We start from the raw sequence: 15,713 nt of genomic DNA, 5'->3' as shown, positions 1-15,713 counted from the left end.
TTTTTATGATAGGAGAATATGGAATGAGTTTGCTGACAAAAGCTTTTATTATGGGCGTTGTGGAAGGGCTTACGGAATTTCTGCCCATATCCTCCACCGGCCATCTCATAATCACCGGTGATTTAATCGGTTTCAAAGGCGGAAGTTTTCACACCATGTTCGAGATAGTGATACAGCTGGGGGCCATCCTGGCTGTGGTATACTACTACAGAAAAAAAATTGTGGATTCCTTCGCCCACATATTGCCCGGCCAGCGGGGTTTTAACCTCTGGTTTAAAATGCTTATAGCATTTTTACCGTCGGCCGCTTTCGGCGTTTTGTTAAACGACTACATCGAAAAATACCTTTTTTCATCTTTTACGGTGGCCCTGGCGCTTATCGCCGGCGGAATTCTCATCCTCATAGTGGAAAAAGCCTTTGGGCGAAATGGAGTGGACGACATTGATGAGGCCGGCCTGGGACAGTCTTTTGTTATCGGCCTGGCCCAGTGTCTGTCGCTTTTTCCGGGCATGTCAAGGTCTGCGTCCACCATCATGGGCGGTATGGCTGCCGGTCTTTCCGTTAAAGCGGCTGCGGAATTTTCATTTTTCCTGGCCATACCTACAATGTTCGCCGCCACCGCGTATTCCCTGTTAAAGGGATTTGCGAGCATGAGCGCCATCGAATGGCAGGCCCTAGGCATCGGGTTTGTGATGTCTTTTATAGTTGCCCTGCTGGCGGTGGACAAATTCCTGTCATACCTCACAAAAAACTCTTTAAAACCCTTCGCTTATTACCGTATCCTGGTAGGGGTCGCCATGATACTACTGATTACCTCAGGAATTGTAAATTAACCCGGCTTCCGGGTCCCATAACTTGACAACGGCTTCGCCTGAGTTTAAAATATTGACAGGAAAATTCTATAAAGCGTTGACGGGGAGGAGTAGAAGCAATCCTCCATCCAGAGAGGGAGGCCAAGGCTGAAAGCCTTCCTGGAGGGTACTTTGAAGGTCGCCCCTGAGCTTCTCCGGCGAAAATAGTAGCCGGAGACGGCATAAGCCCGTTAAAGCCCGGAGCGCTCGCAGGAGAATTAAGGTGGTACCGCGGAAGCAGGCCTTTCGTCCTTTCTGGGCGAACGGCTTTTTTATTATGAAAGGAGTTGATTTCAGTTGGAGAAAAACCTTCCTTCTGTTTACAACCCAAAGGATGTAGAGGATAAATGGTATGAATTCTGGGAAAAAGAAAATTTCTTCTACGCCGCTGCGGCGCCCGACAAAGAGCCTTTTACCATAGTAATTCCCCCGCCCAATGTTACGGGGCAGCTGCACATGGGGCATGCCCTGAACAACACCCTGCAGGATATTCTCATCAGGTTTAAAAGAATGCAGGGTTATTCAACCCTGTGGCTTCCGGGCACCGATCATGCGGGAATTGCCACAGAGGCAAAGGTCAAAGAACAGCTGGCGGAAGAGGGCCTTTCCAAATACGACGTGGGCAGGGAAAAGTTCCTTGAAAGGGTGTGGGCATGGAAAGAGAAATACGGCGGAACCATAATAAAACAGTTGAAAAAACTGGGGGCCTCCTGCGACTGGTCCAGATTGCGCTTTACCATGGACGAAGGCTTGAGCCGCGCCGTAAGGGAGGTATTTGTCCGTCTTTACGAGAAGGGGCTCATATACAGGGGCGACTATATCGTCAACTGGTGCCCCACATGCAAGACCACGCTTTCGGATATTGAGGTGGAACACGAAGAAGAGACCGGTAAGTTGTATTATGTAAAATACTTCTTAAAAGACGGCTCCGGGCATCTTACGGTGGCCACCACCCGCCCCGAAACGATGCTGGGAGACACCGCCGTCGCCGTAAATCCCGAAGATGAGCGCTATGCGAACCTTATCGGAAAAATCCTGATTCTTCCTGTGGTGGGCAGAGAGATCCCGGTTATAGCCGATTCTTATGTGGACATGGAATTCGGCACCGGTGCTGTGAAGGTCACGCCCGGCCATGACCCCAACGACTTTGAAATGGGCCTGCGGCACGACCTTCCGGTAATTAATGTGATGGATGAGAACGGCCGCATGAATGAAAATGCCGGAAAATATGCCGGCATGGACCGCTATGAGTGCCGTAAACTTATAATAAAAGAACTGGATGAAAAAGGGCATCTGGAGAAGATAGAAGATTTGACCCACAGCGTGGGCCATTGTTACAGATGTCATACCACGGTGGAGCCAATGGTTTCCAAGCAGTGGTTTGTCAGGATGAAGCCCCTGGCGGGGCCTGCCATAGAGGTCGTCAAGCAGGGCAGGGTAAGATTTGTACCCGAGAGATTCACGAAAATATACCTGAACTGGCTGGAAAACATCCACGACTGGTGCATCTCCCGCCAGCTCTGGTGGGGGCACAGGATTCCGGCATGGTACTGCAATGATTGCGGGGAAATGACGGTTTCCCGGCAAGACCTGACCGTGTGCCCGAAATGCGGCAGTCACCGCCTGGAGCAGGACCCGGATGTGCTGGATACCTGGTTCAGCTCGGCTCTGTGGCCTTTCTCCACCCTGGGATGGCCCGACGATACCGAGGACCTCAAATACTTTTATCCCACCACGGTGCTGGTCACCGGTTATGACATAATATTTTTCTGGGTGGCCAGGATGATATTCTCCGCCATGGAATTCATGAAGCGGGAGCCTTTCAAGTATGTGGTCATAACAGGCCTTGTGAGAGACGCCCTGGGCCGCAAGATGAGCAAATCCCTCGGCAACGGCATAGACCCCCTGGAGGTTATCGATAAATACGGTGCCGATACCCTTAGGTTTACCCTGAGCACCGGCAATGCTCCCGGCAACGATATGAGATTTTACTGGGAGAAAGTTGAGTCAAGCCGCAACTTTGCCAACAAGATATGGAACGCCTCCCGTTTTGTCATGATGAACCTTGAGGGTTTTGAGTCCGGGGAAATAGACACAACCCAGCTCACATTGAAAGACCGGTGGATTTTGAAGAGGATAAATGACGTTACCAGGGATGTGACAGAATCACTCGATGAATTTGAAATAGGTATGGCCGCTCAAAAAATTTACGACTTTTTCTGGAGCGAGTTTTGCGACTGGTACATCGAGATGGCCAAGATAGACCTGTACGGCGGCGATGAAGAGGCAAAACAGCGAACCCGAGCGGTGCTGTGGACCACCCTTGAAAGGGCATTGAAGCTGCTGCACCCCTTTATGCCTTTCATTACCGAGGAGATATGGCAGAATATCCCCCATCTGGGCAAAAGCATAATGGTTTCCGATTGGCCCAAATTCAATCCGGATTGGGATTTTGAAGATGCGAAGGATATGGAAATAATTATGGACGCCGTAAGGGGTATCAGGAACATCAGGGCGGAAATGAATGTGCCCCCGGCAAAGAAAGCCAGGGTTTTTGCCAGGGTCGGCGATCCGGGGGTGTTGAATATCCTGAAGGAAAATGTAAATGTCATTTACAGCCTTGCCAAAGTGGAGAACATGGAATTTTTACCCCAGGATGCGCCGGCGCCTCATAAAGCGGTGACATGTGTCATTAAGGGCGCCGAAATCTTCGTGCCCATGGAAGGCCTGGTGGATATCGAAACAGAGATCGCGAGACTCAAAAAGGAGCAAGATAATCTTAAAAAGGAGATCGAAAGGGTTGAAAAGAAGCTGGGCAACCAGGGATTTCTGGCCAAGGCTCCGGCCGATGTGGTGGACAAGGAACGGCAGAAACAAAGGGACTACAGGGATATGCTGCAAAAAGTTGAGCAAAGGCTCCGGATGATGAGCGAATTAAGGTAAATATGATAATTTAAATTTACAGAAGGGATATATATGTTAAACTATGAAGAGGCTTTAAATTTCATTCATGGCCTGAATAAATTCGGTGTAAAACTTGGGCTGGATAACATCACAAGTCTTCTTGACATACTGGGCAAACCCCACAGGGGCATGAACATAATCCATGTGGCCGGGACCAATGGCAAGGGTTCCACCTGTGCCATGCTCGACTCCATTCTGAGAGCGGCCGGATACAAGGTAGGGCTTTACACATCGCCCTACCTTGAGGTTTTTAACGAAAGGATGAGGGTCAACGGGCAAAATATTACCGACCTGGATCTGGTAAGGATTGCGGAGAAAGTCCGGGATGCGGTTTTCTACATGAGAGAACAGGGCATCGGTTCTCCGACGGAATTTGAGGTGGTCACCGCCATAGGCTTTTTATATTTCAGAGAACAGGCCGTGGATTTTTTGGTGCTGGAAGTGGGGATGGGCGGCAGGCTGGACGCCACCAATGTGGCCACTCCCATGGTGAGCGTCATAACCCCCATAAGTTATGATCACCAGCAGTATCTGGGCAACACCCTGGCTGACATTGCCCGGGAAAAATGCGGGATAATAAAAGAAGGTGTCCCCGTGGTGACGGGTCCACAGGAACCGGAGGCCATGGAGGTTATAGAGGAAACATGCAAAGCCCGAAGATGCTCGCTGGTAAGGGTGGTTAAGCCGGGAATTGAAAAGACCGGTAATGAAATAAGCTATAAGGTGCTGCGCGATGAACAGGACGGCCTTGTTTTTGACCTTGAGACGCCAAAAAGCGTTTACAGACGGCTTGAAATAAAACTCATGGGCGCCCACCAGTTCGACAATGCTGCGGCGGCGGTAGGGGCCGTTGAAGCTCTCAGCCTTTACGGGGTCCATATAAGCCGGGAAGCCGTCTATTCCGGCCTGCGGGATGCAAGGTGGCCCGGCAGGCTCGAGATTCTGAGAAGAGAGCCGACGGTTTTGATAGACGGTGCCCACAACATAGCCGGCGTAAAAACCCTGGTGTACGCCCTGGAAAAATATTTTCACGGCAGGAGAAAAATCCTGGTCATGGGTGTCTTGAAAGATAAAGATTACGAAGATATGATTGCACAGATAATTCCACATGTTGATACAGCCATTGCCACCTTACCGGACAGCCCCAGAGCCCTCCCGGCGGAAGAACTGGCTGAAGCTATGGCCAGGGTATCGCGGCAGGTGTCGAGGTGGGGCGACCGCGAAGGCTTTAGGGAGAGGTGTGTCGGTGAAACCGATTCAAGCAGCTATAAGATAAATATATTTTCAAGGGATAAAATAGCCGACGCGGTTAATCTCGCCTTTGAACTGGCCTTGCCAGAAGACGTAATAGTTTTTGCGGGATCTTTATACATGATAGGAAGTGTGAGAACACTGCTGAAATAATCTTCACATTTTTTCTCCCCTCGCTGCATAAACATATTATATAGATTTTTCTGGAGGGGAGCTGTCATGACTGAAAGTCTTGACAGAAACCACAACAAGTGGAATGAAAGTTTTATTGATGAGGTAGAAAAGGCCCGGGAGGAAATAAATCTGGCCGAGAGAGCTTTTCAATGGGTCAAAAACGACCCCGACGCGGTGGATGCGGCAGTTTCCAGGATTGAGGCTGCCATAGATCGCTACAATTTTCTGATTAAGCAGGCCAAGGAAATGGGAATTGCGGTCGACAAAAAGGCTATGTATGAAAAATTGCTGAAACAGAAAGATGAAATTTCATGGAACTTCAAATATTGAAAATAAAAGCCGAAATTGAAAGCTGGAAGAGAAGGGATGTCTCCGAATTTCTGACATCCCTTCCCTGTTTTATAGTAACGCCCGGTATGAACCCTATTACTGCCTTCTTAAAGCCTGAATGGGCGGAACTGATGATGCCGATATTGCCGGGTAAATCCCAAACAAAAGACCCGACCCGAGGGCGACTATGACTGCGATTTTTATGGCATGGAAGCTTACCGCCGTTTCAAAACCGTAGCGCTCAAAGATGTTGAGACCCCATATGCCTCCGGCCGTACCGGCTACGGCGCCAATGCCGCTCACAAAAAGGGCTTCCAGCAGAAATTGTATCAAAAGGTCGCTCTGCTTGGCGCCAAGCGCCCTTCTTACCCCGATTTCTTCAGTCCTCTCCGTCACCGCCACCAGCATTATGTTCATAATGCCGAGGCCACCCACCAGCAGAGAGACCGCCGCAATTCCGCCCAGCAGGAGTGTCATCACACGGTTGGCGCGGTCCGCTTCTTTCACCAGCTGGTTTAAACTGGTGATGGTGATTAAAGCTTCGCTGCCCGGAATTGCGGGTTTATCCGGGGGGTTTTCACCAGGAGTCCCGGCGGGGACGACCTTTTGTGACATTTTTGTGTGGGGGGCTCCCTCGATGGGGCCTGCCGGCCGGTCACCCCCGTTGCCCGTTGGAATAATGGTAGGGGCGTTCTGGTCAAGGCCCAGCTTGCGCTTAAAAATCCTTCCCAGCTGGACCACCGCCAGGTCCGCGTCCTGAGGCGAAGCGGCCTTCGCCCAGATTTCTTCCACCGTCTTCTTGCCCGCTATTTTTAGCGCCGTGGTGTACGGGATGATGATTTTATCGTCGACGCCATCGGCCCTGCCGGGTCCTTTTTCCGCAAGCACGCCGATTATCCGGAAAGTATCACCGTTTAAGGTTATGGTCTGGCCCACGGGGCTGCGGCCTCCCATTAAACCGGTGCCCATGTTATATCCCAGGACGGCTACGGGGGAGCGCTGATCGACATGCCATTTTGTAAAGAAATGCCCCGCAATTATGCCATGATCTCTGATCAAAGGAAAATCGCCGTTAACCCCCACTATGTTGACGGTACCTCTGGCTCTTCTCCACTTCATAACCGCCTTGGTATTGACCACGGGAGTGGCCATCTCAAGACCTTCCACCCGCTCGACCAGTTCCGCCGCCTCTTCGGGTTTAAAAACCACGGAAGGGTCGTTGGCCTTTATGGCTATCACATTGGACCCCAGGCTTTCAAACTGAGCCACCACCGCCCGCCTGGCGCCTTCGCCGATTCCCATGAGGCTGACCACCGATGTCACGCCTATGGCAACCCCCAGTATGGTCAGGGCTGAGCGCAGGGGGTGGGCCAGAATGCCGTGGGCAGCCATCTTTGCGGCAAACACGAATCTTATAAGGAAGGAGTGTATGTATTTTGCATTAAACATTGTTACCCCCTCCTTAATTGGATGGAGCGGTGGGACTGGTGCCGCCTTGTTTTGAGCTGTTCTGGCCTTCACCGGCACCGCTGCCGTCTTTATTATTGTTCTGCGGCAGCAGGGTGTCCTGGGAGCCTATGTGCTGACTGGGCAGGAGGTCTGCGCTGCTTCCCGTAATAACCAGTTCTCCTTCGCTGACCCCGCTTTTCACTTCCGCTACTCTGTCGTTCATAAGCCCGAGTTTTACGGCCACCACCTTTGTGGTCCCGTCCTTGTTGAGAATTTCCACTTTTGGAGTGCCGTCTTCTTCAAAAATGGCTTCCAGCGGCACCAGCAGTACGTTTTTGGCGCTACCGGCGTCTATGTAGGCGTGGGCCTGCATGCCCGGCCTGAGTTTTGGCCCGCCTTTGACACGTATATCTACGCCAAACTGCGGAATCCCGTTGACATCCTGCCCCATAGTGGCCACCTGCATTACTTCTCCTTCAAAGACCTCTCCGGGGAGAGCGTCCACAGTTATCCTTACCGGGGCTCCCTGTTTGACCATCAGTACGTCCACGTCGTCGACCTGCACCCACATTCCCATATCGGACGTATTGAAAATATACCCCATCCATTCTCCGGGCCGTACCGTTTCACCGGGCTGCTTCTCCCATCTTGCCACGACGCCGTCCATCGGCGCACGAACTTCCATCTGACCGGCTCTGGATAAAAGCTGCATCAGTTCCGATTCCTTGTCGCGTATCTTATCCAGTTTTTCTTCAATGGTCCGCTGGACGTCACTGCCGGCCAGAGAGATAAGCGGGTCTCCTTTTTTCACAACATCCATCTCTTTTACGTGAACTCTGGTGGCCAGGGCCTCCACCGTTGACAGGACCTGCTCTTCATTTACAAAACTTTCAACTTTAGCATTGTTTGCAAACCACCGCACTTTTGTATCGTCATTGTCTTCCGACGGTATGCCAAGGCTTACTTCAACTCCCGGGGTTACCAGGCCGGGATTTTTTCCCTCAACGGTAATCCAGTAAACAAATCCCGTTGCCCGGCCGTTTTCGCCGCCGTCCGGAACGGGGTTGGGATTGATGTCGGTTATGTAACCGTCGTAAACGCCGTCAAATATGGAAAACTGCAGAGCCAGCCTCTGGCCTTTTTTAACCAGTTTGAACTCATTGGAGTACAGCTTTGCATTTATCTTGAATTTTGAGTCGTCCACCACCCGTGCCACAATCTGACCCTGTTTGATTTCATCGCCTTCCTTCACGCCGAGTCCCGTAACCCTGCCGTCAATGGGTGCTCTGAGGGTTACCCCCTGGGATGGGTTGATTTCGTATAAATTCTCCGGCGAAATACCCGTCAGATCGGCAAGAAAATTTTTTTCACTCTCCAGTTCGTCTCTCAAATTTTCGATCTGTATTTCAAGGTCCGGCGCTTCAAGCCTGGCGATGAGCTGCCCCTGCTTAACTTCACTGCCTTCTTCCGCTAGGTATTCGCTTATTGTGTATTGAACGGACGTCGTTGACGAGTCGCGAAAGCCTCCGGGTGCCTGTATTCCTCCGCTCCTGGAGGGATTTAATGGACCCGTTGCCTCAACCCCCACGGTAATATCCCCACGGATCACCGGTTTGGTGGAGTAAACCGGACCTTTGGCCTTTACTTCCGGTGGCGGTACCAGTTCCCTGTATGCATAGAAACCTCCCCCCAGGACGATTACTATAATCAAGGCAATCATCACGGTGCGTTGGATCATTTTTTATGTACCTCCCTGAATTCCCTGTCGTTTATTGAGCAAACTCTTCAATACGGTCTATTTCACCGTCGAGGAGGTGAAATACCCGTTTGCCATGCCGGGCGATGTTTTCTTCATGGGTTACCTGGACAATGGTTATCCCCATTTCCCTGTTCAATCGCCGGAAAATGGCCATGATGATTTCACCGGTGCGAGAATCAAGGGCGCCGGTGGGTTCGTCGGCGAGAAGGACTTTGGGTTCTCCGACTATGGCTCTGGCGATGGCCACCCTCTGTTGTTCTCCGCCCGAAAGCTGGGATGGCAGGTGATGGAGCCTGTCTTCAAGACCTACGGACTCCAGAGCCCGGATAGCCATGCGCCGGCGTTCTTTGCCTCCTACACCCCGGTAAATGAGCGGCAGTTCTACGTTGGCCTGAGCGTCCAGATCCGGCAGAAGGTGGAATCCCTGAAATACAAACCCTATGAACTGATTGCGGATATCGGCCAGCTGGCTGTCGCTCATTTTTTCCACCCTCCGGCCGGCGATTTCATAAGTGCCCTCCGTGGGCTGGTCCAGGCAGCCCATTATATTGAGAAGGGTGGACTTTCCAGAGCCAGACGGCCCCATTATGGAGATGAAGTCCCCTTCTTCAATACACAAATCAACATTCTTAAGGGCTTCAATCATCACCTGCCCGTTTCTGTACACCCTGGATATGCCTTTTAATTCCAAAAGCGGCAAACAAACACCCCCTGTCTTTGTAAATGAAGTTCACATTACCTGGACGTATTTTTTTTAAAAAAGTTCCATATTTTATAATAAAAATTTATTAAAAATGATTTATATTTTTATATTTATTTCTTCATCGGTCCCGGGATATCCTTTTTTGTGCATTGCCGCATCAAGTTTGTTACTGTATTAAAAATTGAGCATGATATATTGAATGATAGACATTTAAACGAGACAAATGCACGAACATCCGCATGTTCTTTAAAAAATGTAGACTTTTTTAAACAAAATGTTTATACTTATGATATAAAAAGTGTCTTTTGCGAAATTTTAAGGTTGGTGATAAGGTGAATAGAGAAATACTGGGGGAACTGGAAGAAGAACTTTCGATATTGGATGAAGATTTAAAAAAGGCGGTTTATACCCGCGTAAGCCTTATAAAAAAACCTCTGGAAGACATGATAAACTCCGGAGGGAAAAGGTTGAGGCCGGCGATGGTGCTGGCAGCGGCAAGATTTGGGGACTACGATTTTGAAAAGGTTAAGCCACTGGCGGTGGCGATAGAGTTGATCCATACAGCCACACTGGTGCACGACGATATTATTGACGACTCCCCTCTGCGCAGAGGGGTTCCCAGTATTCAGTCCCGGCTGGGAAAAGATGTAGCGGTCTTCGCGGGGGATTTTATTTTTTGCCGGGTTTTTGAGCTGCTGGCGTCATTTAAGGATTTTGATATACTTCAAAGCACGTCAAAAGTGGTGTACAGAATTTGCGAGGGAGAGATAAAACAGAGGGAAGACCTTTTCAATACCGGCATAACCGTAAGGAATTACCTCTACAGGATCCAGAGAAAGACCGCTCTTTTGTTCGCCCTGAGTTGCAAGCTGGGAGCCATGGCGGCGAAAGCTCCGGAGAAGGTGGTCAGCACCCTTTATCAATACGGTATTAGACTCGGCACCGCTTTCCAGATAATCGACGACCTGCTGGATGTGACCGGAGATAAAGAAAAGCTGGGCAAACCAGCTGGAGTGGACATCAGAGAAGGGGTTATAACCCTCCCGGCGATTTTTGCGCTAAATCATTCCCCACGAAGGGGCGAGCTCAAACGCATTTTAGATAAGGGCAGTCTGGACAGGGAAGAAGTAAACCTGGCATTGAGCATAATAAAAGAGTCCGGGGGAGTGGAGTTTGCCGAGCGGGTGGCGAAGCGGTATATAGAAAAGGCGAAAAAGGCTATAGAGAAACTGCCGGAAATAGGAATGAAAAAACTTCTTTTTGATGTCGCGGATTTTATATATAGTAAAAATCATTAATTTTCTAAGCGAAATTTTTCACTAATTTGTTTAAAAGAGATGTTGTGAATTTAATACTAAAATACCCTTTTTAAAACCTGCCTTTGGCAGGTCTTTTTTTATATCAATTCTTAAAGGCGAATAAACATTTGATATTAATAGAATATTAAGTGTAAAAGTGCATAAAAAATAGTTTTAACAAAAAGATTTTTTTATGCATTTAATTAATTACATAAAAGTGCATACCTACATATAATAAATTTGGATTTCTTAATATTTGTTTGAAGCCATTCAGTTAAAACTTTTAATGCTTAATTTTTTAGGAGGATTATTTTCATGAAGGTAGTAATTGCACCTGATTCTTTCAAGGAAAGCCTTACGTCAAAGGAAGTTGCCAATGCCATCGAAAGAGGAATCAGGAAAATATTAAAGAATGTTGAAATTGTCAAGATTCCCATGGCCGACGGCGGAGAAGGTACTGTAGAAACGCTAATTTCAGTGGTCGGAGGGAAAATTATTGAAACAAAAGTTATCGGTCCCTTGGGGGAAGAAGTTAATTCGTTTTTCGGAATTCTTGATGATGGGAAAACAGCTATTATTGAAGTGGCCAATGCTTCGGGACTTGCATTGGTTCCACCTGAAAAAAGAAATCCTTTAATTACTACATCATATGGAACGGGACAGATGATAAAGAAAGCCCTAGATTTGGGATGTGATAAGATTATTATCGGCCTGGGCGGTAGTGCTACAAATGATGGTGGAGTCGGAATGGCTCAGGCGTTGGGAATAAAATTCTTAGACGAAAAAGGGGAAGAAATTGGTTTTGGTGGGGGTCAACTTAATAGAATTATCAGAATAGATATGAGTAACTTAGATAAAAGAATAAAAACGACAAAAATAGAAGTAGCATGTGATGTCAGCAATCCGTTGTGTGGCCCGAACGGGGCATCATGTATTTACGGTCCTCAAAAAGGTGCAGATATAAAAATGATCGAAATACTCGATAAAAATCTAGAACATTTGGCTAATGTAATTAAAGATAATTTGGGTATAGACATTATAGATTTTCCTGGAGCAGGTGCCGCCGGAGGATTGGGAGCCGGTCTTGTGGCCTTTTTAAATGCCGAATTAAAAAGGGGTATTGACATAATTATTGATGTTACACAATTTGAAAAGTACATTAAAGACGCATCGTTATTAATAACCGGTGAGGGACGTATTGATAAACAGATTTTAAATGGCAAAACTATTTATGGTATATCGAAGATTGCCAAAAAACACGGAATACCTGTTGTGGCCATTGTTGGAAGTATCCACGATGATGCCTATGAACTTTTCGATGAAGGAATAATAGATGGCATAGAGTGTATCATAGAAAAACCTATGTCACTAGAAGAGGCTTTTAAAAAGGCAGACATATTCGTCGAAAGAGCTGCTGAGCGAGTGATGAGAATAATTTTGATAAATATGCAAAATGCATAATTTAAAATTTTATTTTCTAAATAAATTTATATATATTATACAAGGTTATCTTTTCAAAAAAAGAGAAATAATTATCAAATGAAATGTCAAATACAACACTTTAGAATTATATATTATGTATTAAATACGGAGGTAGGAAACATTAAAATGAATGTGGAAAAAAGAGAATTAGTCGAATATTGTCGAAATGTATATAGTAAGGGAATGGTCACAGGTTCGGGTGGAAATATAAGCTTAAGGGTAAATGAAAGAGTTTTAATTACACCAACTGGGTATTCGCTTGGTAGAATTAGAGAAAATGAAATATCAGTAGTAGATTTAGATGGAAATTTAATCGAAGGAGAAAAACCTTCTAAGGAAATTGGTTTACACCTCAGCATTTATAAAAAGATGCCGTCAGTAAATGCCATAATTCATGTCCACTCATTATATTCCATATGTGTTGGCATCTTAACCGAAAAAGATAGTGAAATCATACCTTTTTACACTCCTGGTTTTGCGAGTAAGGTTGGTCCGGTGGCATTGGTACCTTATTTTAAACCCGGTTCAAAGGAACTAGCGGATGCTGTTTCAGAAACCATTAAGGGTAAGAAAGCTGTTATAATGAAAAATCACGGGTTAATTACTATTGGACAAAACTTAGAAGAAGCATTTAATATAGCGGAAGATGTAGAGGCAAATGCAAAACTGCATATTTTACTCAATGGTAAGGGGCAACCTCTATCTGAGGAAAGTATAAAAGAGTTATTAGGTGTAAAAAATTAGGGGTGACTTATGGTGTTAAATAAAAAGATGAAAGCACTGGTTTTTCATGGTCCAGGTCATATATCGATAGAAGAAGTGTGTGTACCTGAAATAAATGATGAAGAAATCCTGGTTAAAGTTAAATATGCCGGGGTTTGCGGAACCGATGTAAGGATATATAAAGGGGCAAAAAGAATACCTAGCCCGAAAATAATTGGCCATGAATTTTCCGGTGAAGTTGTACAAGTTGGAGAAAGAGTTCAACAATTTCAAGCAGGAGACCGGGTAACTGTCTATCCAATGATACCATGTGGGCAATGCTACTGCTGTAGGGATGACAGGAAAAATATATGTGTAAACCGGAAGACCATCGGGTATGAAATCGATGGGGGCTTTGCGGAATATGTGAAAGTTCCAAAAGACGCCATAGAAAAAGGTAATGTTATCAAATTGCCTGCAGAAATAGATTATCTGGAAGCAGCATTGTCAGAGCCTGTGACTGCGGCATATCACGGCATTAAGAGAAGTAATTTAAAAAAGGGACAAAAACTGGCTATTTTTGGAGCCGGTTTTATTGGGCTTTGTCATATTCAACTGGCACGTATGATTGGCCCTGAAAGCATTATTGTGATTGAGCCTAAAGAAGAGAAAAGGGTTCTGGCCAGAGAGTTAGGAGCAGACTTGCTAATCGATCCCACCTTAAATCACACTAAAGAGGAAATTTTAGATTTTACTAACGGTGAAGGGGTTGATGTGGCCATCGTAGACGTTGGTATCCCCACCGTTATAGAAGAAGCCCTGACATGTGTAAAAAAAGGTGGAACACTGTTGCTTTTCGCTGGTTCCCCTGAAAGCTCAAGAATATCCATTGACCCCAATTGGATACATTACAGGGAAATTAATTTTACCGGTTCTTCCGCCGCTGTTCCCGATGAACAAAGAGAAGTTCTGAATATGATTGCTTCGAAAAAAATAAATGCGAGGAGATTACTAACTGAAGTGGTATCCCTGGATGATTGGAAAAAAGCTTTTGAAATGAAAGAAAATTACCTGGCCCTAAAAACTCTTATAAAATTACAATAATTCTAATATTTAAAAGTAGGAGTTTTTATGAAAAAAATTTTGGGAATTGATATTGGGACAACGGGTTGTAAAATAGGGCTGTTCGATACAACCGGGAAATTGATTAAGCAAAGTTATCGCAACTATAACCTTATTTCTCGTGAACCTGGACAAGCTGAGCAGAATCCCGAAGAATGGTGGCAAAATATAGTGGAAGGAATAAGAGAAGTGATAACTTGCAGAGAATCGCTAGTAAGCACAAAGACACCAATAGGCATAGGGATTAGTTGTACTAATGCCACTGTTTGCGTTGATAAAGAAGGGAAGCCTCTTCTTAATGCGATAATGCAATTAGACAGACGAGCGAATAATGAAGTAGATTACATTAAAGACCTTGTAGGGGAAAAAAAGGTTTTCAGTATAACCGGAAATAGGGTTTTTCCTGGTTCTTATTCAGCTCCGGTAATATTATGGATAAAAAATAATTTCCCGGATTTATATAAAAAAATTTATAAGTTCCTAACACCGACCGGCTATTTGGTTTATAAGCTTACAAATAAGTTTACGATGGATGTGACAAGGGGCAGCACAACGCTTTTGATGGATATTTATAATCGCAACTGGTCCATAGAGCTATGCAATGCCTTAGGAATTGATGCTGATAAATTGCCGGATTTGTTTTTTCCAGAGGAAATAGTAGGATTTGTAAGCAAAGAGGCTGCAAAGATCACAGGCTTAAAAGAAGGAACACCAGTTATAGCAGGCTGTATGGATACCGTCTCAGCCGGGCTGGGGCTAGGAGTAAAGCAAAAAAATAATCCATATTTGATAGTTGGTACAGTGGGGAGGATATGCTACCCAATAGATATACCGGAATTCGATAAACGATTTATGAATGTATGTTTTACGAGGGAGATTCCGTGGTTGATTATGGCACCAGTCAATGCGGGCGGCCTTTCCATGAGATGGTTCAAGGACAACTTTTGTGAAAAAGAAATAGCCTTATCTAATAATACTGGAGTGAATGTATATTCACTTTTGGATATGGAAGCCGAATTGGCACCAGAAGGAAGCAAAGGTCTGATGTATTTCCCATACCTGACAGGAGAGAGATCGCCCATATGGAGAACTGATGTTAAAGGAACATTTACAGGAATTACTATTAATACAAAAAAAAGTGATTTTATAAGAGCAATTATGGAAGGGGTATCCTTCTCACTGAAATTAAATTTAGATATAATAGAAAATTTTCTTAACTTGAATTCTGAAGAAATATATTCTGGTGGAGGGGGGATGTTAAGCAGGATTTGGCGTGAAATAATTGCAAATGTATTGGGAAAGAAATTGATAATACCTAAAGTGGTAGAAAGCGAAATGTTGGGAAGTGCTATTATTACTAGTGTTGGAGTAGGTTTTTATGAAGACCTATCGAGTGCAGCGAAAAATATGATAGATTCAAATAAAACGATAATAGAGCCTGATGTAGAAAAAACAAAGAATTACCAAAGGTTTTATAAGTTGTATAAAGAAATATGGGAAAGGATTTATAAAAATTAAGGAGGCAGAGGGAGTTGATAAAATTAATGTCAATGATTCTAGTGTAGAAACCCTACTTTTTTACTTCTTTTCCCGAACCTTGAAAATTTCATAAGGAATGTTTTGGAAAG

The 15,713-nt window shown here is 45.7% G+C and carries 12 protein-coding genes and 1 other annotated feature; of the genes, 9 read left to right on the top strand and 3 right to left on the bottom strand.

Annotation, left to right across the window (positions count from 1 at the left end; genetic code table 11):
• The first annotated feature begins 23 nt into the window (after window positions 1–23).
• The 4 genes from ACKX14_RS10350 to ACKX14_RS10335 all read left to right on the top strand — a co-directional run bounded on the left by ACKX14_RS10350 (window position 24) and on the right by ACKX14_RS10335 (window position 5,570).
• Window positions 24–833 (top strand): undecaprenyl-diphosphate phosphatase, encoded by an 810-nt coding sequence (locus ACKX14_RS10350; RefSeq protein WP_422447312.1) that lies wholly within the window; start codon window positions 24–26, stop codon window positions 831–833.
• A gap of 67 nt (window positions 834–900) precedes the next feature.
• Window positions 901–1,108, top strand: a binding site (T-box leader).
• A 40-nt stretch (window positions 1,109–1,148) separates the two neighbouring features.
• Complete coding sequence (locus ACKX14_RS10345; RefSeq protein WP_422447310.1) at window positions 1,149–3,794, top strand: valine--tRNA ligase; 2,646 nt, start codon at window positions 1,149–1,151, stop codon at window positions 3,792–3,794.
• A gap of 33 nt (window positions 3,795–3,827) precedes the next feature.
• Window positions 3,828–5,219 (top strand): bifunctional folylpolyglutamate synthase/dihydrofolate synthase, encoded by a 1,392-nt coding sequence (locus tag ACKX14_RS10340; protein ID WP_422447308.1) that lies wholly within the window; start codon window positions 3,828–3,830, stop codon window positions 5,217–5,219.
• 66 nt (window positions 5,220–5,285) lie between these two features.
• Window positions 5,286–5,570, top strand: a complete 285-nt coding sequence (locus tag ACKX14_RS10335; protein WP_422447306.1) for a DUF2508 family protein — start codon at window positions 5,286–5,288, stop codon at window positions 5,568–5,570.
• Between the two features lie 96 nt (window positions 5,571–5,666).
• Here ACKX14_RS10335 and ACKX14_RS10330 read toward each other — a convergent pair whose 3' ends face one another.
• Genes ACKX14_RS10330 through ACKX14_RS10320 form a run of 3 tightly spaced genes read right to left on the bottom strand, consistent with a single transcriptional unit; the run spans window position 5,667 to window position 9,478 of the window.
• Complete coding sequence (locus ACKX14_RS10330; RefSeq protein WP_422447304.1) at window positions 5,667–7,019, bottom strand: ABC transporter permease; 1,353 nt, start codon at window positions 7,017–7,019, stop codon at window positions 5,667–5,669.
• Between the two features lie 13 nt (window positions 7,020–7,032).
• The gene (locus ACKX14_RS10325; RefSeq protein ID WP_422447302.1) at window positions 7,033–8,757 is read right to left on the bottom strand and encodes an efflux RND transporter periplasmic adaptor subunit; all 1,725 of its coding nucleotides are present in this window, start codon (window positions 8,755–8,757) and stop codon (window positions 7,033–7,035) included.
• Window positions 8,758–8,788: 31 nt separating this feature from the next.
• Entirely contained in the window at window positions 8,789–9,478 is a 690-nt protein-coding gene (locus ACKX14_RS10320; protein WP_422447300.1) for an ABC transporter ATP-binding protein, read from the bottom strand.
• Between the two features lie 335 nt (window positions 9,479–9,813).
• Between ACKX14_RS10320 and ACKX14_RS10315 the strand changes: the two genes are divergently transcribed.
• From ACKX14_RS10315 to ACKX14_RS10295, 5 genes are all read left to right on the top strand, one after another.
• Window positions 9,814–10,779 (top strand): polyprenyl synthetase family protein, encoded by a 966-nt coding sequence (locus tag ACKX14_RS10315; RefSeq protein ID WP_422447298.1) that lies wholly within the window; start codon window positions 9,814–9,816, stop codon window positions 10,777–10,779.
• A gap of 315 nt (window positions 10,780–11,094) precedes the next feature.
• Window positions 11,095–12,240, top strand: a complete 1,146-nt coding sequence (locus ACKX14_RS10310; protein ID WP_422447296.1) for a glycerate kinase — start codon at window positions 11,095–11,097, stop codon at window positions 12,238–12,240.
• Between the two features lie 147 nt (window positions 12,241–12,387).
• Window positions 12,388–13,005, top strand: a complete 618-nt coding sequence (locus ACKX14_RS10305) for a class II aldolase/adducin family protein (protein ID WP_422447294.1) — start codon at window positions 12,388–12,390, stop codon at window positions 13,003–13,005.
• Between the two features lie 12 nt (window positions 13,006–13,017).
• Window positions 13,018–14,067 (top strand): alcohol dehydrogenase catalytic domain-containing protein, encoded by a 1,050-nt coding sequence (locus ACKX14_RS10300; RefSeq protein ID WP_422447292.1) that lies wholly within the window; start codon window positions 13,018–13,020, stop codon window positions 14,065–14,067.
• A 27-nt stretch (window positions 14,068–14,094) separates the two neighbouring features.
• Window positions 14,095–15,603 carry a xylulokinase gene (locus ACKX14_RS10295; RefSeq protein ID WP_422447290.1) on the top strand — a complete coding sequence of 503 codons (1,509 nt, stop codon included), beginning with the start codon at window positions 14,095–14,097 and terminating at the stop codon, window positions 15,601–15,603.
• Window positions 15,604–15,713 lie beyond the last annotated feature (110 nt).

The sequence above is a fragment of the Thermorhabdus hydrogeniformans genome, from assembly GCF_049310025.1.
Lineage (GTDB): Bacteria > Bacillota > Thermosediminibacteria > Thermosediminibacterales > Tepidanaerobacteraceae > JBJYKD01.
This window is presented reverse-complemented; position numbering and strand designations above follow the sequence as displayed.

Coding starts and splice junctions, on each gene's coding strand:
- ACKX14_RS10340 (WP_422447308.1), top strand. CDS start 3,828: ATGTTAAACTATGAAGAGGCTTTAAATTTCATTCATGGCCTGAATAAA.
- ACKX14_RS10330 (WP_422447304.1), bottom strand. CDS start 7,019: ATGTTTAATGCAAAATACATACACTCCTTCCTTATAAGATTCGTGTTT.
- ACKX14_RS10350 (WP_422447312.1), top strand. CDS start 24: ATGAGTTTGCTGACAAAAGCTTTTATTATGGGCGTTGTGGAAGGGCTT.
- ACKX14_RS10305 (WP_422447294.1), top strand. CDS start 12,388: ATGAATGTGGAAAAAAGAGAATTAGTCGAATATTGTCGAAATGTATAT.
- ACKX14_RS10325 (WP_422447302.1), bottom strand. CDS start 8,757: ATGATCCAACGCACCGTGATGATTGCCTTGATTATAGTAATCGTCCTG.
- ACKX14_RS10295 (WP_422447290.1), top strand. CDS start 14,095: ATGAAAAAAATTTTGGGAATTGATATTGGGACAACGGGTTGTAAAATA.
- ACKX14_RS10335 (WP_422447306.1), top strand. CDS start 5,286: ATGACTGAAAGTCTTGACAGAAACCACAACAAGTGGAATGAAAGTTTT.
- ACKX14_RS10310 (WP_422447296.1), top strand. CDS start 11,095: ATGAAGGTAGTAATTGCACCTGATTCTTTCAAGGAAAGCCTTACGTCA.